General features: G+C 38.8%; 19 protein-coding genes, 1 other RNA gene and 3 pseudogenes. 13 read left to right on the top strand and 10 right to left on the bottom strand.

All coding sequences use genetic code 11. From position 1 onward, the window contains the following. Positions 1-2: 2 nt before the first annotated feature. The 4 genes from clpB to HMPREF9096_RS00730 form a co-directional block, all read right to left on the bottom strand. Positions 3-2,573: an ATP-dependent chaperone ClpB gene (gene clpB / locus HMPREF9096_RS00720; protein WP_009500941.1), complete on the bottom strand. Its 2,571-nt coding sequence runs from the start codon at positions 2,571-2,573 to the stop codon at positions 3-5. A 128-nt stretch (positions 2,574-2,701) separates the two neighbouring features. Beyond that, a complete protein-coding gene (locus tag HMPREF9096_RS00725; RefSeq protein WP_032803596.1) occupies positions 2,702-3,265 on the bottom strand; it encodes a 5-formyltetrahydrofolate cyclo-ligase in 564 nt (187 codons plus the stop codon). 17 nt (positions 3,266-3,282) lie between these two features. Then, positions 3,283-3,480: non-coding RNA, 6S RNA (ssrS, locus tag HMPREF9096_RS09215), on the bottom strand. Between the two features lie 246 nt (positions 3,481-3,726). Continuing rightward, positions 3,727-4,029 carry a cell division protein ZapA gene (locus tag HMPREF9096_RS00730; protein WP_009500939.1) on the bottom strand — a complete coding sequence of 101 codons (303 nt, stop codon included), beginning with the start codon at positions 4,027-4,029 and terminating at the stop codon, positions 3,727-3,729. A 148-nt stretch (positions 4,030-4,177) separates the two neighbouring features. Here HMPREF9096_RS00730 and polA point away from each other — a divergent pair, with 148 nt between their 5' ends. From polA to HMPREF9096_RS00745, 3 genes are read left to right on the top strand one after another with little or no spacing between them, the layout of a single operon-like run. After that, positions 4,178-6,985: a DNA polymerase I gene (gene polA / locus HMPREF9096_RS00735; protein WP_009500938.1), complete on the top strand. Its 2,808-nt coding sequence runs from the start codon at positions 4,178-4,180 to the stop codon at positions 6,983-6,985. A gap of 11 nt (positions 6,986-6,996) precedes the next feature. Continuing rightward, the gene (locus HMPREF9096_RS00740; RefSeq protein ID WP_009500937.1) at positions 6,997-7,311 is read left to right on the top strand and encodes a cupin; all 315 of its coding nucleotides are present in this window, start codon (positions 6,997-6,999) and stop codon (positions 7,309-7,311) included. A gap of 18 nt (positions 7,312-7,329) precedes the next feature. Beyond that, the gene (locus tag HMPREF9096_RS00745; RefSeq protein ID WP_009500936.1) at positions 7,330-8,634 is read left to right on the top strand and encodes a serine dehydratase subunit alpha family protein; all 1,305 of its coding nucleotides are present in this window, start codon (positions 7,330-7,332) and stop codon (positions 8,632-8,634) included. A 115-nt stretch (positions 8,635-8,749) separates the two neighbouring features. Here HMPREF9096_RS00745 and HMPREF9096_RS00750 read toward each other — a convergent pair whose 3' ends face one another. Then, positions 8,750-9,511: a HugZ family heme oxygenase gene (locus HMPREF9096_RS00750; protein ID WP_009500935.1), complete on the bottom strand. Its 762-nt coding sequence runs from the start codon at positions 9,509-9,511 to the stop codon at positions 8,750-8,752. A gap of 435 nt (positions 9,512-9,946) precedes the next feature. Next, complete coding sequence (locus tag HMPREF9096_RS00760; RefSeq protein ID WP_009500933.1) at positions 9,947-10,141, bottom strand: DNA-binding protein; 195 nt, start codon at positions 10,139-10,141, stop codon at positions 9,947-9,949. 98 nt (positions 10,142-10,239) lie between these two features. On the opposite strand from HMPREF9096_RS00760, the gene HMPREF9096_RS09435 reads away from it, so the two are divergent. From HMPREF9096_RS09435 to HMPREF9096_RS09475, 9 genes and pseudogenes are all read left to right on the top strand, one after another. Continuing rightward, positions 10,240-10,458 (top strand): helix-turn-helix domain-containing protein, encoded by a 219-nt coding sequence (locus HMPREF9096_RS09435; protein ID WP_009500932.1) that lies wholly within the window; start codon positions 10,240-10,242, stop codon positions 10,456-10,458. After that, the gene (locus tag HMPREF9096_RS09480; protein ID WP_009500931.1) at positions 10,449-10,583 is read left to right on the top strand and encodes a hypothetical protein; all 135 of its coding nucleotides are present in this window, start codon (positions 10,449-10,451) and stop codon (positions 10,581-10,583) included. The genes HMPREF9096_RS09435 and HMPREF9096_RS09480 overlap by 10 nt, the downstream gene beginning before the upstream one ends. Positions 10,584-10,731: 148 nt before the next feature. Next, positions 10,732-11,160, top strand: a pseudogene (locus HMPREF9096_RS08985) (PH domain-containing protein); the annotation flags it as partial. Positions 11,161-11,164: 4 nt separating this feature from the next. After that, on the top strand, positions 11,165-11,386 hold the full coding sequence (locus tag HMPREF9096_RS00770) for an excalibur calcium-binding domain-containing protein (RefSeq protein ID WP_009500929.1): 222 nt from the start codon (positions 11,165-11,167) through the stop codon (positions 11,384-11,386). Between the two features lie 21 nt (positions 11,387-11,407). Continuing rightward, complete coding sequence (locus HMPREF9096_RS00775) at positions 11,408-12,373, top strand: hypothetical protein (protein WP_009500928.1); 966 nt, start codon at positions 11,408-11,410, stop codon at positions 12,371-12,373. Positions 12,374-12,376: 3 nt separating this feature from the next. Then, entirely contained in the window at positions 12,377-12,871 is a 495-nt protein-coding gene (locus HMPREF9096_RS00780) for a hypothetical protein (protein ID WP_009500927.1), read from the top strand. A 72-nt stretch (positions 12,872-12,943) separates the two neighbouring features. Beyond that, a pseudogene (locus tag HMPREF9096_RS08980) lies at positions 12,944-13,489 on the top strand (N-acetylmuramoyl-L-alanine amidase). A gap of 201 nt (positions 13,490-13,690) precedes the next feature. Next, positions 13,691-13,828: pseudogene (locus HMPREF9096_RS09210) on the top strand (DUF2644 domain-containing protein); the annotation flags it as partial. Between the two features lie 29 nt (positions 13,829-13,857). Further along, positions 13,858-13,992, top strand: coding sequence for a hypothetical protein (locus tag HMPREF9096_RS09475; RefSeq protein WP_301279643.1), 135 nt, complete (start codon positions 13,858-13,860; stop codon positions 13,990-13,992). A gap of 127 nt (positions 13,993-14,119) precedes the next feature. Here HMPREF9096_RS09475 and HMPREF9096_RS00785 read toward each other — a convergent pair whose 3' ends face one another. From HMPREF9096_RS00785 to folA, 3 genes are all read right to left on the bottom strand, one after another. Then, positions 14,120-15,652 (bottom strand): DHA2 family efflux MFS transporter permease subunit, encoded by a 1,533-nt coding sequence (locus HMPREF9096_RS00785; protein WP_009500924.1) that lies wholly within the window; start codon positions 15,650-15,652, stop codon positions 14,120-14,122. Positions 15,653-15,661: 9 nt separating this feature from the next. After that, entirely contained in the window at positions 15,662-16,834 is a 1,173-nt protein-coding gene (locus HMPREF9096_RS00790; RefSeq protein WP_009500923.1) for an EmrA/EmrK family multidrug efflux transporter periplasmic adaptor subunit, read from the bottom strand. 182 nt (positions 16,835-17,016) lie between these two features. After that, positions 17,017-17,499 carry a type 3 dihydrofolate reductase gene (gene folA, locus HMPREF9096_RS00795; RefSeq protein WP_009500922.1) on the bottom strand — a complete coding sequence of 161 codons (483 nt, stop codon included), beginning with the start codon at positions 17,497-17,499 and terminating at the stop codon, positions 17,017-17,019. 101 nt (positions 17,500-17,600) lie between these two features. Here folA and proB point away from each other — a divergent pair, with 101 nt between their 5' ends. Further along, positions 17,601-18,704, top strand: a complete 1,104-nt coding sequence (gene proB, locus HMPREF9096_RS00800) for a glutamate 5-kinase (protein WP_032803592.1) — start codon at positions 17,601-17,603, stop codon at positions 18,702-18,704. Between the two features lie 112 nt (positions 18,705-18,816). Here proB and ftsN read toward each other — a convergent pair whose 3' ends face one another. Next, positions 18,817-19,605, bottom strand: a complete 789-nt coding sequence (gene ftsN / locus HMPREF9096_RS00805) for a cell division protein FtsN (protein WP_009500919.1) — start codon at positions 19,603-19,605, stop codon at positions 18,817-18,819. Positions 19,606-19,628 lie beyond the last annotated feature (23 nt).

Raw genomic sequence — 19,628 nt, 5'->3', positions numbered from 1 at the left:
ACCTATTGTCTCGCTTGAACTTCTGCGTTGGCGTAATCAATGGTAACAACTTTACCTGGTAATAACGCACCAGATAGAATTTGTTGTGCTAAGCTGTTTTCTATCTCTTGTTGAATTGCACGTTTCAATGGACGTGCACCATAAATTGGATCGTAACCTACTTCACCAATGAAATCTAATAAAGCATCGGTAAACACCAATTCGTAACCTCGAGTTTCCATACGTTTTGCTAAACGTTCTAATTGGATACTTGCAATTGCACGAATATTCTCTTTACCAAGTGGATGGAATACCACAGTTTCATCAATACGGTTGATGAATTCCGGACGGAAATGTTGGCTAACAACCGACATCACTAAGGCCTTCATTTCGCTATAGCTTTCCTCTTTGTTACCTTGGATTAAATCAGAACCTAAGTTAGAGGTCATTATCACCACCGTATTACGGAAGTCCACGGTACGACCTTGCCCGTCAGTTAAACGACCATCATCCAATACTTGTAACAAGATATTGAATACATCCGCATGAGCTTTTTCAACTTCATCTAATAAGATCACTGAATACGGACGACGACGAACAGCTTCAGTTAAATAACCACCTTCTTCATAGCCGACATAGCCTGGAGGTGCTCCGACTAAGCGAGAGACACTGTGTTTTTCCATAAACTCTGACATATCAATGCGCACCATGGCATCTTCACTATCAAACAAGAATTTAGCCAAAGTTTTGCAAAGCTCTGTTTTACCGACACCTGTTGGCCCTAGGAACAAGAAAGAACCAATTGGGCGATTAGGATCGGAAAGACCTGCACGACTACGACGAATCGCGTTCGCGACGGCATCAACCGCTTCTTCTTGGCCAATCACACGTTTATGTAGTTCATTTTCCATACGTAAGAGTTTTTCTTTCTCACCTTCCATCATTTTTGATACTGGAATGCCTGTGGCTTTAGAAAGCACTTCTGCGATTTCTTCATCCGTGACACGATAGCGTAAAAGTGTCATTTCTTTTCCTTCACTAGTTTCAGCTTGCTCGAGTTGCTTTTCAAGAGCAGGGATGCGGCCATATTGCAACTCAGACATTTTAGCTAAATCACCCGCGCGACGAGCTTGTTCTAGTTCGGTTTTTGCAGTATCTAATTCTTGTTTAATATGTTGAGAGCCAGAAAGCGTTGCTTTTTCAGATTTCCACACTTCTTCAAGTTCGGCATATTCACGTTCTTTTTCAGCCAATTCTTTCTCTAACATTTCTAAACGTTTGCGACTTGCTTCGTCTTCTTCTTTTTGTAACGCTTGTTGTTCCAATTTTAGTTGGATAATTCGACGTTCAAGACGATCAAGCGGTTCAGGTTTAGAATCTATTTCCATACGAATGCTAGACGCTGCTTCATCGATCAAATCAATGGCTTTATCCGGCAATTGACGATCGGAAATATAACGGTGTGAAAGCGTTGCTGCTGCGACAATCGCAGGGTCAGTAATATCCACGTGATGATGAATTTCATAGCGTTCTTTCAAACCACGTAAGATCGCAATCGTATCTTCTACACTTGGTTCATCCACAAAGACTTTTTGGAAACGACGCTCAAGTGCGGCATCTTTTTCGATATATTGGCGATATTCATCTAAAGTGGTTGCCCCCACGCAATGTAATTCACCGCGAGCTAAACTTGGTTTTAACAAGTTACCCGCATCCATCGCACCATCGGTTTTACCCGCGCCGACCATAGTATGAATTTCATCAATAAAGAGGATAACGCGACCTTCTTCTTTTGATAATTCATTTAAAACAGCTTTTAAGCGTTCTTCAAATTCACCGCGATATTTCGCCCCAGCAATCAAGGCACCCATATCTAATGAAAGTACGCGTTTATTTTTCAAACCTTCTGGCACTTCACCATTAATAATACGTTGTGCCAAGCCTTCCACAATCGCCGTTTTCCCCACACCTGGTTCACCAATTAACACGGGGTTATTTTTAGTACGGCGTTGTAATACTTGAATGGCTCGACGAATTTCTTCATCACGTCCAATTACAGGATCAAGTTTGCCACTTTCTGCACGAGCAGTTAAATCAATCGTATATTTTTCTAATGCTTGTCTGCTTTCTTCTGCATTTTGATCATTCACGTTTTGTCCCCCTCTAATTTGCTGAATGGCTTGCGAAATTTGTTCTTTTTTCGCACCGCACTTTTTCAAAATATCACTGAGTGCTCCTCGTTCTTCTAAAGCTGCAAGCAAAAACAATTCGCTCGAAATAAATTTATCTTGGTTTTGTTGTGCAAATTTATCGCATAGATTGAGTAAATTAATAAGCTGGCGTGAAAGTTGTACATCACCGCCATTGCCAATAACTTGCGGCAATTTATTTAACTCAGTCTTTAACTCATTACGCAATAACGCCACATTTACTCCACTTGCAGTTAAAATTGGCGCAATGGAGCCGCCCTGTTGATTTAAAAGTGCGGTTAATAAATGCACGGGTTCAATAAATTGATTGTCTTTTCCGATAGCAAGTGATTGTGCTTCGCTTAAAGCTTCTTGGAATTTTGTCGTAAATTTTTCAATGTTCATACACTTTCCTCAATTTAGTTTTGGCTTTCGCCGTTTGCCCAAATTAAGTAAGATCGTTTGAAAGGATTTCAAGAGAAAAAATGAAATATTTTTGATTTTATCTATCAATAAAAATCTGATGATAGGTTTCAGCCGACCAAAATATCGAATAGTGGCACATCCCAATGCTCAGTGGGAAGATTTTCTACTTGCTGACATTGATGCGCTAAACCTACTGGAATAAAAGACTTATTTTGCCAATTCTTCAACGTGCGATCATAAAATCCACCGCCCATACCAAGGCGGTTTCCCTGTTTATCAAAAGCCACCAATGGCGTAAATAAAATATCCAATTCATTTAATAGCAAAACATTTTTAACATTCAACTTTGGCTCCCAAATACCAAACTGATTTTGTTTCATTGGCGTATCAGGTAAATAGCGTAAAAACAATAAATGATGTTTAGTAAAAGGATGTAAAACAGGCAAATATACATTTTTGTTCTGCACCCAAAGGGATTGGATTAAGGCCTTTGTAGAAATTTCACCATCAAAAGAAAAATATAATGCAATATTTTTGGCTTGTCGTTGCTCGATAAGATTTAACGCCTGTTGAGTCACTGATTGTTCAGCTTGTTGCTGTTGAAGTGCGGTTAAATTTGCTCGTATTTTTCGAATTTCAGAGCGGATTTGCTGGCGTTTTTGAGTATTCATAGACATGAAAAGAGAAGATAGGACCCAGAGTGCCGCTGCGGGCAGTAGTCCTTGAACCCGACGGTTCAAGGAAATCAGTTGATACCGTTTTCAGGTTTCTTAGCCCAATGAACGAGTCAAAGGTTAAGCCTACACACCAACGATAGGAAACCAATTTATAAGATTTAAAGTATCGGCTCAGGGACATAGCCTACTAACGAACACTCCAGGTAATTCTTATGGGTTTATACTAGCCCAAATTCTCAGTATTGACTAGTATTTATTTATCAATTTTGATGAGTTGATTATAAAACGACAAAACAGGTGTGATAACACAAATTAGTTTTAGGTATTTCTTGATCTTGTAGAGGAAAATCTAAAGAATATGGCGGTGACTTAAGTGATTTTTAACTAATTGAGCTGAATTAGCTACATCTTTTAATTTGAAAAAATCTCTGCTCTATTTCACCGCACTTTCCAATTTAATATTGTTCTTTATTTACACGGATATTTTCTAACGAATGGTCTAATTGTTGGATACCCGTTCTCAATACTTCTTCAATTTTAGCCGCTTTATTTTTTTCTTGGCTTAATTCAAAACTCAAATTAAGCGCCACAATAGAAAGCACACGATCAAGCTGAATAAGACCTGTCTTTTCTTTCATTTCAGAAACCAATACATCTAAATTACGGGCAGCTTGGCGCAATAACTCCTCTTGTTCAACGGGCACGTTTAAACGCAAGACCTGACCCAAAACTAAAATTTCGACCAATTTTAACGACATTTGATTTCCTTAAATTAAATATTTGAGTGGCTGATATTATGCCATAGCAAAAAACGTTCGTCACAAATTTTACATTGAATCCCCCGTTCGCTCATCACCATAAATTACGCTATAATGCCCGCATTTTTCAGTTTAAAACGAGATTTTTATGGCCCAAATTGCAACAAATCCGCTTGTGCTAGTGGATGGTTCTTCTTATTTATATCGTGCATTTCATGCCTTTCCTCCTTTAACTAATACCGCAGGTGAGCCAACAGGTGCAATGTACGGCGTGTTAAATATGTTAAAAAGCCTCATCTCACAAGTTCAGCCCACTCATATAGCTGTTGTTTTTGATGCAAAAGGGAAAACATTTCGTGATGAAATGTTTGAACAATATAAATCTCACCGCCCGCCAATGCCTGATGATTTACGCAAACAAATTCAGCCTTTGCACGATATGATTCGTGCACTGGGGATTCCGCTTTTAGTGGTGGAAGGTGTTGAGGCGGATGATGTGATCGGCACGCTCGCACTACAAGCATCGCGTTTGGGTAAAAAAGTGCTCATTAGTACTGGCGATAAAGATATGGCACAGTTAGTTGATGACAATATTATGCTCATCAACACCATGAATAATAGCCTGTTAGATCGCGAGGGTGTGATTGAAAAATACGGTATTCCACCTGAACTCATTATTGATTACCTAGCACTCATGGGCGATAGTGCAGATAACATTCCTGGCGTTGCTAGTGTGGGCGAAAAAACCGCACTTGGTTTACTACAAGGCATCGGAAGCATGGCTGAGATTTATGCCAATCTTGAAAAAGTATCTGAATTGCCAATTCGTGGTGCTAAAAAACTAGGTGAAAAATTATTGGCAGAAAAAAACAATGCCGATCTTTCTTATACATTAGCAACCATCAAAACCGATGTTGAACTTAACGTGACAACAGATGAATTGTTGCTTGGAGAAAGCCAAAACGATCAACTCATTGAATATTTTGCTCGCTACGAATTTAAACGCTGGCTTAATGAAGTGATGAATGGCGCGGATTCGATTACCCAAACCACTGAACAGCCTGTGAAAATGAACCAGTATCAGGTGACCTCACCAGCTCAAAATTCGGTGGGAAATAGTGCGGTGGAAAATGCGCCCAAAATGCAAATCGATCGTACAAAATATGAAACCTTGCTCACTCAAACGGATTTAACACGCTGGATTGAAAAGCTCAATGTAGCAAAACTCATTGCAGTGGATACTGAAACAGATAGTCTTGATTATATGTCTGCGAATTTAGTGGGTATCTCTTTTGCTCTTGAAAATGGCGAAGCCGCTTATTTACCATTGCAATTGGATTATTTGGATGCGCCAAAAACACTCGAAAAATCGACCGCACTTGCGGCTATCAAACCAATCTTAGAAAATCCTAATATTCACAAAATTGGACAAAATATTAAATTTGATGAAAGCATTTTTGCCCGTCATGGCATTGAATTACAAGGTGTTGAATTTGATACGATGTTGCTTTCCTATACGCTAAATAGTACGGGTCGTCATAATATGGACGATTTAGCTAAACGTTATTTAGGACATGAGACTATCGAATTTGAAAGCATTGCAGGAAAAGGGAAAAGTCAGCTTACGTTTAATCAAATTCCATTAGAACAAGCCACAGAATACGCGGCAGAAGATGCAGATGTGACAATGAAGTTACAACAAGCGCTGTGGTTAAAATTGCAAGAAGAACCAACGCTTGTTGAATTGTATAAAACAATGGAATTACCATTACTTCATGTACTTTCTCGTATGGAACGTACAGGCGTTTTGATTGATAGTGATGCCCTCTTTATGCAATCTAACGAAATTGCTACAAGATTAACCGCACTTGAGGAACAAGCTTATGCATTAGCGGGTCAGCCATTTAATTTGGCCTCCACCAAACAATTACAAGAAATATTGTTCGATAAACTTGGGCTACCTGTTCTACAAAAAACGCCAAAAGGTGCGCCATCAACGAATGAAGAAGTATTGGAAGAATTAGCCTATAGCCACGAATTACCAAAAATTTTGGTTGAGCATCGTGGCTTGAGTAAACTTAAATCCACTTACACGGATAAACTGCCTCAAATGGTCAACTCACAAACAGGCCGAGTGCATACCTCTTATCATCAAGCGGTCACAGCGACAGGACGTTTATCATCAAGTGATCCCAACCTACAAAATATCCCAATTCGGAATGAAGAAGGTCGTCGTATTCGACAAGCATTTATCGCGCGTGAAGGTTATTCTATTGTCGCCGCTGACTATTCTCAAATTGAGTTACGCATTATGGCACATCTTTCTGGCGATCAAGGTTTAATTAACGCCTTCTCTCAAGGCAAGGATATTCACCGATCCACGGCTGCTGAAATCTTCGGTGTATCATTAGATGAGGTCACTAGCGAGCAACGTCGCAATGCTAAAGCGATTAATTTCGGCTTAATTTATGGAATGTCTGCGTTTGGACTTTCACGCCAACTGGGTATTTCCCGTCCTGATGCACAAAAATACATGGATTTATATTTCCAACGCTACCCTGGCGTACAGCAATTTATGACCGATATCCGTGAAAAAGCAAAAGCACAAGGCTATGTGGAAACGTTATTTGGTCGCCGTTTATATTTACCTGATATCAATTCTAGCAACGCAATGCGTCGTAAAGGAGCAGAGCGCGTAGCGATAAATGCACCGATGCAAGGCACGGCTGCGGATATTATTAAACGAGCGATGATTAAACTTGATGAAGTAATCCGTCACGATCCAGATATTGAAATGATTATGCAAGTACATGATGAATTAGTGTTTGAAGTGCGGTCAGAAAAAGTAGAATTTTTCCGCGAGCAAATTAAACAACACATGGAAGCCGCTGCGAAATTAGTTGTTCCGTTGATTGTGGAAGTGGGTGTTGGACAAAATTGGGATGAAGCGCACTAAGGAATTTAGCCATGAATAAAGTTATTCAAAGTCGCCACTTTACGGCAGAACGTGCTTGGGGAGCCCTCGATATTACCAATATGAATGGTATTTCGGTGCGTCTGCACTGGACAGATAAACCTTACAAATGGCATATCAATGACGGTGAAGAAGTCTTTGCTGTCATGGATGGTACGGTGGAAATGCGCTACAAAGAAGATGGTCAAAAAAAAGCCGTATTGCTCCATACGGGTGATATTTTTTATGCGGGTATCGGTACCGAACATGTTGCTCATCCACAAGGCGAAGTGCGCATATTAGTCATAGAGAAAGAAGACAGTATTTAACAAGTTAAAAAGAATTTTATGAATCAAGAAAGACTCAAAGAAATTGAAAAACCATTACTCCACATCGTTAAACATGATGTTGTGCCAGCCCTAGGCTGTACTGAACCCATTTCTCTTGCGCTCGCATCTGCTACAGCGGCGAAATATTTGGGCAAAACACCTGAACGCATTGAAGCCAAAGTATCTCCTAATCTAATGAAAAATGGATTGGGTGTTGCAGTGCCTGGAACTGGCATGGTCGGCTTACCCATTGCTGCGGCAATTGGTGCATTAGGCGGTAATCCAGATGGCGGTTTAGAAGTATTAAAACATATTACGCCAGAACAAGTTATTGCCGCTAAAACGATGCTTGAACAAAAATTAGTGAGTGTAGATATTCATCAAACCGAACATATTTTATATTCAGAATCAACATTGTTTGCCGATAATGATTACGTGAAAGTCGCAATTCAAGATCAGCATACCAATGTTATTTTGATCGAAAAAAATGGCGAAATCCTTTTTCAGAAAGTGGAAGATGAATGTACCAATTGCGATCCCTATGAAGTTTTTAAACAAATTAGTGCTCGCGAGATTTTTGAATTTTCCAATGTGGTTGAATTAGAAAAAATTCGTTTTATTCGTCAAGCTGCAGAGCTTAATCGAGCGCTTTCAGATGAAGGTTTGCGAGAAAATTATGGCTTGCATATTGGTCGCACGTTGAGAAAACAAGTGGGTAGCGGTTTAATTTCTGATGATTTGCTAAGCAAAATTATGATTGAAACCACAGCCGCATCAGATGCAAGAATGGGCGGAGCAACCTTGCCTGCGATGAGTAATTCTGGTTCAGGCAATCAAGGAATCGCAGCAACGATGCCTGTTGTCGTTGTTGCAGATTATCTCAAGGTGAGTGAGGAAAAACGAATCCGCGCACTTTTCTTATCCCACTTAATGGCCATTTATATTCATAGTAAATTACCAAAACTCTCCGCACTTTGTGCTGTCACTACGGCATCAATGGGAAGTTGCGCTGGTATTGCTTATTTACTCACAGGTAAATTTGAAACAGCCAGCATGGGCATTTGCAGTATGATTGGCGATATTAGTGGCATCATCTGTGATGGCGCCGCCAATAGCTGCGCCATGAAAGTCTCCACTAGCGTTGCTTCAGGCTATAAATCGGTACTTATGGCAATGGATGAAACCCACGTTACTGGAAATGAAGGTATTGTCGAACATGATCTTGATCGAACCATTGATAATCTCTGCGCTATTGCATCAAAAAGTATGCAACATATCGACAGACAAGTTATCGAAATTATGGTGAGTAAACCTTGTCCTTAATAAAAATAAAGTGCGGTAAAAAATAAAGAAATTTCAATTTCATTAGCATTTATCGTAAACAAAAGGGATGAGTATAAATTTATACTCAACCCTTTATCTTCATTAAGAGACGATATTATTTATCGCTTTCTTTTTCGTGTGGATTGCCTTTCACTCCAATATGGGAAATTTCCCCATTAGCATCAATCAAATAAGCTTGGCCAAAACCTCTTACAAAACGGCCTGTTCCAAATGTAAGTTCAACTAAATCAAAATCAGTAAATTCACGAATCGTTTTAATTCCGCCCACATCATTCATAGTTTCCGCTAATTTATCTAAAACTTTTTCAACAATTGGATCCTCACGAGGAATAAAACGTGCACTTGCTTTGTAACGTAAACGAGTACGTACAATAATTGATTTAGCTTTGCTTTCATCTTCTAAAAACATCACTTCCGCTTGATTCGGATTCCGTTTTAAATTGTCATAATGCTCTGCAATGGCACTGATATAAATATAATATTTTCCATCAAGCGAAATAATTGGCGCATAAGATGCCATCGGTAAGCCATCTTTATCTAAAGTGGCAAGCACACAGCTTTTAAATTCTTGACGAAATTCATCAATTTTAGCTTTGATACGATCGTAATTTGCAACTGGTTTATTTTCTACACAAAGATTGATGATTGCTTGTTTAATTGAACCTTCGTCAGCTTGTTGTGGAAATTCCACGCGCAATGTTTTTCCACCATTATATTTAAAATCTAAACCACCAAAATCTACATTAACTAATGTCACATCCGTGATTTCCTTTTCGCCACCAAATTTTTTACAAAGAGCAATCATATCATCTTGGTGATGTTCATTCATGTGAGTGATAATTCGATTGAAATCCATTTTTGTTCCTTATATTTACGATTAATCTCATTATTCTACGGATTATCTTCCGTGAGGAATAATGTTGAGCATTATACTCAAGTAAAATATATTTAACAAAAAAATAACATTTAAATAATAAAAAAACAGAGCTATTTTAACACACGCTGGCTGAAACAGCTGCGTTGTAAGGGTTACCCCTTGGCTTAATGCGTGAACGTTTCAACACACAGCCGCGCAGAGGCGGCGGCTCCCAATTCGCAACCGTTGCGAGTTTTTGCACAAAACTGAAAGCTTTAACCATACCCATACCCTTGTGAGCTTGAGCCAAATCTTGCGATATTGCTTGAGCAGCTAACACCACCGCATCTTCATCTTGTTCACCTATTGTTTTTTAGTTAAGAGCGGTCGATTTTTCGCTGTTTTTCCAAATTGTTAAAGAGCAGGTTGCGTGTATTAAGCCGCCGCTTTTAAGCTGAGTTTCACGGCCATTTCGTGGGATTTGCCGTAACTCGCTTTAATCGTGCCATTCAGCACCCGAGAAATGTGAGTGGGGTCATACCCATTATCCTTTGCCCACTGGGCAAAAGTTTCTCCTCTTGCCCGAAAGCTCGACTCGACTTCGCTCGGCGTTTTCACTGTTTGTTGCATTGGTTTTGTACTCCTTCTTGGTTTATAATTAGTTGAGTCTTTAACCAATCTTTTAACTGCATCATGAGAATTTAAGTTCTTAAAGTTAAAGGTTGAATGTGAATAACAATTCTCTTTTTTCTATTCACTTAAAAAATGAACGAACTCGTTTGGGTCTTACACAGGCTGAGATTGCCAGTAAATGCGGTGTTTCTCGTGAAAAGTGGGGAAAATATGAACGTGGTGTGGCTTTAGCGGGAAGTGAAGTTTTGTTCTCATTGGATGAGATTGGGATAGATATAGTTTTTTATTTTCGGGAATACGAGCTGTGCCTTTAACCGAGTCAGAAACAGCTTTACTTGAAGATTACCGAGAAAGTAACAAGCAAGACAAAGAAGCCATAGAGAAAACTGCAAGTACTTTGGCGGCGACGGTGGCACTTACGGCTCGCAAAGTAGCGTAAAGAATTTTTAGTCTAACCATAATGAAATCAAATTATGCCAACATTAGAACAAATTAAAGCACAACTATCTCACGCTAGTGGTATTGAAAGCCTTTTCGGAAGAAAAGAAATCAAAGAGCTTCCTAACATTTTATGAGAAGATGAAGTAGTCGAAGGAATGATTACAGGAACTTACAATTCTAAAATCGGTGCATTGTTTGCCACTAACAAACGCCTGATTTTTGTGGATAAAGGATTGCTATTTGGTTTGAAAGTGGAAGATTTCCCTTACGATAAAATCACATCAATTCAATATGAAACAGGGTTAATGTTTGGCAAAATCACTATTTTTGCTTCAGGTAATAAATCGGAATTGAAAGATGCAACGAAAGATCTTGTACGTATTTTTGCCGAAACAGTGCGTGCAAGAATCGAAAATAAAGGAAAATCAACCCCAGCAGAGCAGCCAACTCAACCCGCTCAAGGTTTATCAATGGAAGATAAAATCGCCCAGTTAGAACGCCTGCAAAAACTTAAAGAAGCTGGTATTTTAACAGACGATGAATTAGCAATTCAAAAGGCTAAAATTTTGGAGTAGTACGATGAAAAAATCCCTAAAATACGCCGCTTTTGCCCTACTAGGCGTAGCGGCTGTCGTATTTGCCAAAGAACAATTCCAATGCGAAGGCAAACGCATCTGTAAAGAGATGGATAGCTGCGAAGAAGCCCGTTTCTATCTCACTCAATGCGGTGTCAGTAGCCTAGACCGCGACAAAGACGGCGTACCTTGTGAAAGTATTTGTGGTGGGAAGAAAAAGAAATAATTGAGGAACTGAGGAATAAACATGGCTAAGTTTTTAAGAAAGAAAGCATATTATGTAAGAACAAAAACAGCTCAAGGTGTAGAAGACATAACCAAACGTTTAAATCGACGTAAACAACAATTAAAAAATGTTCATGCCACAGAGTGTACTCTTAACGATGTAGTTTATCGTATCCAACATTATCGAGAAGATACAGATGCTTTTACTAGAGAAAAAACACTTTTATTACATATTGTATCTGGTGTAATTGGCCAAACAGCTATTACTATGAATATGGCATGTACTGAAGAATTTGATGATGGGAAAGAGCAAAAAGCACCTAGTCAGCACGAGTTTATTAATGGAGAAGCCTATTTATTATTTAAAGACCATCATGTTGTTTTTTGTTCTCATGGACTAACATTGATTACTGTCCAAAACTATCTCAATAGTTTTTTACACAATAAAGATGTTGATGATAGCTTTGAGTTCACTAATGTTGCAAATATCGACAAGCTACAATTACTCAATAGAAATGGGGTAAAAGCCTTTAATTTTTCAGCATCAATGTATGCAATGACACAAGATGAATTAAATAGGATAGCTGATGCAGCGAATCGCTCACGAATTTCTTCTCTATTTAATGATTTTATTCAGAACGCCAAAAATGCTTTTTCCAAAGACCTAACAGAAGAAGAACAAAAAATTTTACAGGAATTACAAGTTGATGTTTCAGTTCGTTTAATAGGTAACTCTCGAGCTAGCTTTGAAGCACAAAAATTTGTAAAAATGGAAGCCCAAGAAATGTTGGCAGACGATGAGTTACCACCAGAAGTAGAATTCATTACAGGGAATGATGAAACTATAAAAAGTTCAGAAATCCAATTACACAAAACGATTACCGTTCAAAAGTTAAATAATTCAAACAGCCTTCAGCACGAAGATGCTTGGCTTAGTTTAAGTGACTATTTCGATGAATTGAAACGCCAAAAATTTACGGAGATTTAGGAAATGACTAGAGAAATAGATATTCGGAAAGTGACAATTTTTATTATAATTATCGTATTTTCGGGTATTATTTCTTATTTTGCTCAGCCACATATTCATGGTAATGAGAAAGCAGTTGATTTAATCATCAATGTTTTTTCTATTTTGGCTGGTTTTCTTGTAGCGATAATGACGCTATTCTCTGATTTTTCAATTAATAACGAAACAAACTGGCGGGAAGTTTCATTACAAAAACAAACGATCCGTGTTCGAGCGGCAAAAAATAAGCACTTATTTTATTGTTATTTAATCGTGCTCGTTTTTGTGTTTATTAGCATTTTATTTGCAAAATCAGAAGATTCTTTATATCAAGAAATTGTTAAGTATGCAGAATATATTTATCTATATTTTGCGAGTATTGCTCTAGGTTATTCGCTCTTCTTACCTAACAAAATCTATCAGTTACAGAAAGAAAAATTAGATAATGCAATAAAAGAACGTAAACCAGAAAATCTTTAAACTAATTTTAATTTAAATACCTTTTAACTAAACTCCAGTTATCAACCAATCCGTGATAACTGGAGTTTTTTTATGCAAACCTCACCCATCACAAAAATCGTGATCCATTGCTCAGCTACCCAAAATGGCAAGCAACTTCGTACCGCTACCCAAACCGCTGCAGAGCGTATTAACGACTGGCACAAACAGCGTGGCTTTCAACGCTTGGCTGGCAATTACAAAGCCTTTAATCCTCATCTACAACATATTGGCTATCACTTCGTGATTGATACCGACGGCACGGTCGAAACAGGTCGCAAAGAAGGCGAAACTGGCGCACACGTCAAAGGACATAATTTAAACAGCCTTGGCATCTGCTTAGTCGGCGGTATTACCAAAGACAAACGCAATCACGGCGAATATACCGAAGCTCGATGAAAATCCCTATACCGTTTACTACGTGAGCTTGAAGCAAAATATCCCAGCGCTCGCATTTGTGAACATCGCGATTTAAGCCCAGACCTAAATGGCGATGGCACTATCAGCCCAAATGAATGGATTAAAGACTACCCGTGCTTTGATGTGTGGATCTGGTTGGATAGCGAAGAAGTCGTGAACATTGAGCATTTATTTAAATAAATCTCCCCTACCCCCTCTTTACAAAAGAGGGGATCGGTAAAACGGAGAAAAAACAGCCCCCTATTTAGAAAATAGGGGCTGGGGAGATTTGAAGAATACGGAGAACACAATGAAAAAATTAAGCAATAACGCCAAAATTAGCCGTGCAATCAATAAAGGTGGCACCGTTGCTTAATGGTTTTATTTACGCTGGAGTTACTAATGACAATCAAAGAACTCATCACCAACGATAACTGCAGGCTCAGTACTACCGCCTTTATCCAATTTTTCGGGGCGTTATTGATGGCGGACATCTTATGCTTTTGTGTGTATTTAGACCGCCCTTATGTGCCAGAACTCATTTCTTCAGCTCAACAAAATCGGAGTTTATGCGGTTTATTGAGTATATGCAGGAAGATAATGTGGATAATTGGCAGGCATTTGATGGTGCGAAAAGAATTGTAGTGAATGCATCAGCGAGTTATTCAGGGGGATATGAAGACAATATGGTCTTTAAATTCTAAGAGACTGTAACATTACACTATATGAAAAAAGCGAGATGAATAATTTATCTCGCTTTTTTTATTTCGGTTATGTTGCGCGGGGTTAACATTTTGAGGTTAAATCATTCAAATTTTGAAGAATATGATACTAATGACGCCCGCCAAAAGGTGGTTTTGCAAACCAAATCACAATAAACAATCCTAAGAATCCCATAGCTGATAGCCAAAATATTTCGTTTGCGCCAATAATAAATCCTTGCGATGTTATTTGTTGAGCGAGGTAAGCTGAAGTTTGGGTGTCACTTAAACCAAATTGATTCATTTGATGGTAAAAACTTTGGGAAATTGGGTTATAAGGATTAATGTGTTCTGTTAATTGAGTATGGTGAATAGCTTCACGGTTATACCACATAAATGTGGTTAAAGATGTCCCTACAGAACCTGCTAAAGTTCTCAAGAAGTTAAATAAGCTAGAGGCTGAAGCCATTCTATGCGCAGGCAAGCCAGACAGCGTTATTGTGGTAAGTGGCATAAAGAAACAGGCTACCGCTAAACCTTGCACTAATTGTGGTAAAGCAACATCAGCAAAAGTCATTGATGGCTCGAAAGTCACCGCTCGCCAATAAAATGTTATTGCATATACGATAAAACTTATCGTCACTAAAACTCGCATATCGATCTTATAACCGAAACGCCCAATAATCGGTGAAAGCAAAATTGGGAATAATCCAACTGGGGAAGCCGCAAGCCCTGCCCACGTCGCGGTGTAATGGAAGACTTGTTGCAGCAAGAGCGGAATTAATACCACAGAACCTAGATAAATCAAAAAGGCTAAACTAGTACATAAACACCCTACGCTAAAATTACGAGAGTGGAAAAGCGAAATATCCACTACAGGATTATCATCTGTCAATTCCCAAATAACCAAGGCAATCAGACAAACGACAGCAACAACGGCTAATATAATGATTTCATTAGAATTAAACCAATCTTGCTCACGCCCCTGATCAAGCATTAATTGCAAACATCCCACGCCTAAGACAAGTAAAACTAAACCGACTTTATCAATAGGTTGATGAACAATTTCACTTTCTCGGTTCCCCAAAATCTTCCAGCTGATTAGCACAACTAATAAACCAATCGGAACATTGATAAAGAAGATCCATCCCCAGTGGATATTATCACTAATCCATCCGCCTAAAATTGGGCCAAAAATAGGCGCAACCACAATAGTCATTGACCAAAACGCCAATGCCATTCCGCGTTTTTCTGGTGGGTAATTATTTAATAATAAACTTTGCGAAAGAGGGATCACAGGGCCTGCGACAGCACCTTGAATGACGCGAAAAATAATTAATGCCTCAAGACTATCTGCAATCCCACAAAGCCAAGAAGAGACAACAAATAAAAAAGTTGAGACTAAAAATAACCGCACTTCGCCAAAACGTTTTGCTAACCAACCGGTTATTGGAATAGAAATCGCATTTGCCACACCAAAAGAAGTAATTACCCACGTACCTTGACTAAAAGATGCGCCAAGATCGCCCGCAATAGTAGGAATCGCCACATTTGCAATGGTAGAATCTAATACTTGCATAAAGGTGGCGAGAGATAAAGCTAGCGTTAATAAAACCAAGGCACCACCTTGAATAGGCGGGAATTTTTTTGCGGAATTGTCCATAACGCCGCCTTAATGGCTGTTTTGCAGAATGATAGATTCAATCAAATCTTCTACCGCACTTTCATCATACTTAAGTGTATCAGTAGCAAATAACGTTTTCGGTTCTGATTTTTCTCTTAACATTGGGCCAGATGAATCTGTAATTCTTACTTTAGCCGTTGCAGAAAGACCAATTCGTAATGGCGTTTCAGCAAATTGTTGTGGATCTAATTTAATTCGCACAGGCACACGTTGCACCACTTTAATCCAGTTACCAGTAGCATTTTGTGAAGGTAAGAGAGAAAACGCATTGCCAGTCCCCATTTCAATGCCATTTATTACACCATCAAATTCTTTATTTTTACCATATAAATCAAAATGAATTTTTACTGGCTGGCCAATGCGCATATTCGTTAATTGGGTTTCTTTAAAGTTAGCTTCTAACCACATTTGTTCATTAGACACCACCGCCATTAATGCGCCACCCACTGAAACGGCTTGCCCAGCCTGGGCATTACGACGCGCCACATAGCCATCAATAGGGCTTCTAATTTTTGTACGTTGTAAATTTAACCACGCCTGTTTGAGCGAACTCATTGCATTCTGTATTTGCGGTTGTTGACGTAGTGGAACGTTACTCAATAAAGCCTGATTAGCAGCTAATTGGTTTCTAGAGGAATTTAAATTTGCTTTGGAAAGCTCAACGGCTTCTTTTGCATGTTGGAAAGATTCTTTATCAATCGCGCCCATTTTTTCAAGTTGAACACGGCGAGCCAAATTGCCTTGTGCTTGAGCTAAAGAAATTTCATTGGCGTGCACAGCTGATTGTAATTGCTGCACAGTGAAACCGAGTTGTTCTACCTGACGCACAGCATTGGCGAGATTGCTTTTGGCCTGTTCGAAACTCAGTTTTGCATTCGTATCATCCAATTCAACTAGAATATCACCTGCATGGACTTTATCCATATTGTCAGCATTAATCTTCGCTACATTACCCGCAACTTGTGATGACACCATTACTTGATTTCCACCCACATAAGCATCTTCTGTTTCTTCAAAATCCTTCAAGAAGAAAAACCAATACAAAGCACAAGCAATACCAATAATAAGCAGGACAAGAATAAAAATGCTTAGGCCTTTTTTACGGTTAGTTTTATTTGATACAGATTTAGTTGATGGGTTTTCAGTTGCAATTTGCGTCATAATGCCTTCCCTAAGTTGGGATAATGTTTAAAAATGAGATATTTGAGATAACCTTTAAAACTATCAAAAATAAAAATGAAGGGTCATTATGAAACTTTAAAAAGGGGAACTCAAGAGAAATCATCATCTCTTTATTTTCTAGATTAATGAATGCTCTAAAAATACAGTCTCATTAATTTGATTTATTTTCGTGTAAGAATCAAAAATCGACAATCATAGTGATTTTGTTCATCCGCCTTACGATATTCGTCAAATTCAATTTCCCACTCTTCCCAATTTAATTGAGGGAAAAAAGTATCACCATCTAGTTCTGCCTGAATTTGAGTAAGGTATAACTTATCTGCTTGTGGCAAATATTGTTTGAATAACTCTCCCCCACCAATCAACATAATTTCATCAAAATCTCTGACAAAATCTACCGCACTTTCAAGGCTATCTTTCCATACCACACCTTCGTGTTCAAAAGGCTGACGAGAAAGTACGATATTCGTCCGTTTAGGTAGCGGACGACCAATACTTTCAAACGTTTTACGCCCCATGATGACCGGTTTGTCAGTGGTGTTCTGACGAAACCATGCTAAATCTGCAGGCAAGTGCCAAGGCATTTGGTTATCTTTACCAATCACGCTATTTAATGTCGTCGCCACAATTAAACTAAATGTCATAAATCCCCCTAAAATTTGCCATTACTATACCTGATATTAGGTGATTTTTCATTGATTTAGTGATAACGTTAATGTCAATTTTAAGAACTTTGGAAACGACTATGAACAAAAAAACAATCGTAGTGAAATTTGGTACAAGTACCCTAACACAGGGTTCACCAAAACTGAATTCACCGCACATGATGGAAATCGTTCGTCAAATTGCAAAACTGCATAATGATGGATTTCGTATAGTAATCGTTACTTCTGGCGCTATTGCAGCGGGCCGCCATTATCTGAATCATCCTCAATTACCACCCACAATTGCCTCAAAGCAACTACTTGCAGCGGTTGGTCAGAGCCAATTAATTCAGGCTTGGGAAAAATTATTTGCTATTTATGATATTCATATCGGACAACTTTTATTAACACGTGCCGATATTGAAGATCGCGAACGTTTTTTAAATGCGCGAGATACTTTACACGCTCTTTTAGATAACCACATAATTCCTGTAATTAATGAAAATGATGCGGTGGCGACCGCAGAAATTAAAGTGGGCGATAATGACAATTTATCTGCATTAGTCGCTATTCTTGTTCAAGCGGAACAACTTTATTTATTGACTGATCAACAAGGTTTATTTGATAGTGATCCGCGTAAAAATCCTGAAGCGAAATTAATTCCAGTTGTAGAACAAATCACTGATCACATTCGCTCAATCGCTGGTGGCAGTGGGACAAATCTTGGCACAGGTGGAATGATGACTAAAATCATTGCAGCCGATGTTGCCACTCGCTCTGGAATTGAAACAATTATTGCCCCAGGTAATCGCCCAAATGTGATCGCAGATCTTGCTTATGAACAAAATATTGGTACAAAATTTATTGCACACCAATCTGATCGGTTAGAAAGTCGCAAACAATGGCTTTTCGCCGCGCCATCTGCAGGCATCATCACTGTTGATGAAGGTGCCCAAAACGCTATTCTTGAACAAAATAAATCCTTATTACCAGCTGGCATTATTAACGTGGAAGGGCGTTTCTCGCGTGGTGAAGTAGTCAAAATACGCACTCAAACTGGTAAAGACATTGCACTAGGTATGCCACGCTATAACAGCGATGCCCTACAATTAATTAAGGGCCGGAAATCAGCAGACATTGAAAATGTTTTAGGCTATGAATACGGTGCAGTAGCAATGCATCGTGATGATATGATTATTTTGTAATAATCCTTAATGAAAAATCCCAACTAATTGCACCGCACTTTTAGTTGGGATTTTTTTATTTCAATGATAGAGATTTAACGTATCAAAATAACTTAACAACGTTAGATTAGCATTACATACCAATCACAACGCAATCTGCCACACTTTTGGCTTTACTTTGCGCTTGCACTGCAGCATCTCGACTAGCAAAGCCACCTACACGAACTCTGTTCCACTCTCCATTCACTTGCACTTGTGCATTTAAACCGGTCATAGCCAAACGACCTTGCATATTTTCAGCTTGCGCTCTATTTTTGAAAGCACCGCATTGCAAACCAAATTTTTTACCACCATTCGGATTATCTGCAGTTTTAGGTTGCTCAATTTTTTTAGCCGTCTCAATTTTTGGCTGTTCTTGTTTTTTAACAGGTTCAGATTTTACAGTTTCTGTTTTTACGGCTTCAGGCTTTTTCGCTTGCTCTACTTTTGGCGCTGCTTGCACTTGTTGAGCTTTCGCTGTTTCTACCGCACGTTGTTGCTCCGCTAATTTACGCGCCTCTTCCGCTGCTTGTTGTTCTTTTTCCATTTGCACTAGGACTTGGCGCTGTTCTTCGGTTAAGCGCATATTTTGCTCTACGCTTGTAGGTTTATTATCAACAGGAACAGTTCGAGTTTCTAATGCTTTGATATAACTCCAAACTTCCTCTGGGCGATTAGGTAAAACACTTTTAGGTTGCGTTTTTTCTTGTTGTATCGCAGCCTGTTGCACTACAGCTTCGCTATTTTTATTTTTCAACAAATAAAGCCCTGCACCAAAAGCCAACATAATGACTAAAGCGAGGATGATCAGAATATTCTTATTCTTTTTTGTTTTTTTCTTATTATTTAAACCGCGACGTGCGGCAAAATCTCGGTGAGCCACAATAAATTCCTAAATTTTAAGTA

This window comes from Haemophilus sp. oral taxon 851 str. F0397, assembly GCF_000242295.1.
Classification (GTDB): domain Bacteria; phylum Pseudomonadota; class Gammaproteobacteria; order Enterobacterales; family Pasteurellaceae; genus Haemophilus.
This window is presented reverse-complemented; position numbering and strand designations above follow the sequence as displayed.

What these genes read in the sequence shown, in the direction of transcription:
- clpB (WP_009500941.1), bottom strand. Translation starts at nt 2,573, where the DNA reads ATGAACATTGAAAAATTTACGACAAAATTCCAAGAAGCTTTAAGCGAA.
- HMPREF9096_RS00725 (WP_032803596.1), bottom strand. Translation starts at nt 3,265, where the DNA reads ATGAATACTCAAAAACGCCAGCAAATCCGCTCTGAAATTCGAAAAATA.
- HMPREF9096_RS00730 (WP_009500939.1), bottom strand. Translation starts at nt 4,029, where the DNA reads ATGTCGTTAAAATTGGTCGAAATTTTAGTTTTGGGTCAGGTCTTGCGT.
- polA (WP_009500938.1), top strand. Translation starts at nt 4,178, where the DNA reads ATGGCCCAAATTGCAACAAATCCGCTTGTGCTAGTGGATGGTTCTTCT.
- HMPREF9096_RS00740 (WP_009500937.1), top strand. Translation starts at nt 6,997, where the DNA reads ATGAATAAAGTTATTCAAAGTCGCCACTTTACGGCAGAACGTGCTTGG.
- HMPREF9096_RS00745 (WP_009500936.1), top strand. Translation starts at nt 7,330, where the DNA reads ATGAATCAAGAAAGACTCAAAGAAATTGAAAAACCATTACTCCACATC.
- HMPREF9096_RS00750 (WP_009500935.1), bottom strand. Translation starts at nt 9,511, where the DNA reads ATGGATTTCAATCGAATTATCACTCACATGAATGAACATCACCAAGAT.
- HMPREF9096_RS00760 (WP_009500933.1), bottom strand. Translation starts at nt 10,141, where the DNA reads ATGCAACAAACAGTGAAAACGCCGAGCGAAGTCGAGTCGAGCTTTCGG.
- HMPREF9096_RS00770 (WP_009500929.1), top strand. Translation starts at nt 11,165, where the DNA reads ATGAAAAAATCCCTAAAATACGCCGCTTTTGCCCTACTAGGCGTAGCG.
- HMPREF9096_RS00775 (WP_009500928.1), top strand. Translation starts at nt 11,408, where the DNA reads ATGGCTAAGTTTTTAAGAAAGAAAGCATATTATGTAAGAACAAAAACA.
- HMPREF9096_RS00780 (WP_009500927.1), top strand. Translation starts at nt 12,377, where the DNA reads ATGACTAGAGAAATAGATATTCGGAAAGTGACAATTTTTATTATAATT.
- HMPREF9096_RS09475 (WP_301279643.1), top strand. Translation starts at nt 13,858, where the DNA reads ATGCGGTTTATTGAGTATATGCAGGAAGATAATGTGGATAATTGGCAG.
- HMPREF9096_RS00785 (WP_009500924.1), bottom strand. Translation starts at nt 15,652, where the DNA reads ATGGACAATTCCGCAAAAAAATTCCCGCCTATTCAAGGTGGTGCCTTG.
- HMPREF9096_RS00790 (WP_009500923.1), bottom strand. Translation starts at nt 16,834, where the DNA reads ATGACGCAAATTGCAACTGAAAACCCATCAACTAAATCTGTATCAAAT.
- folA (WP_009500922.1), bottom strand. Translation starts at nt 17,499, where the DNA reads ATGACATTTAGTTTAATTGTGGCGACGACATTAAATAGCGTGATTGGT.
- proB (WP_032803592.1), top strand. Translation starts at nt 17,601, where the DNA reads ATGAACAAAAAAACAATCGTAGTGAAATTTGGTACAAGTACCCTAACA.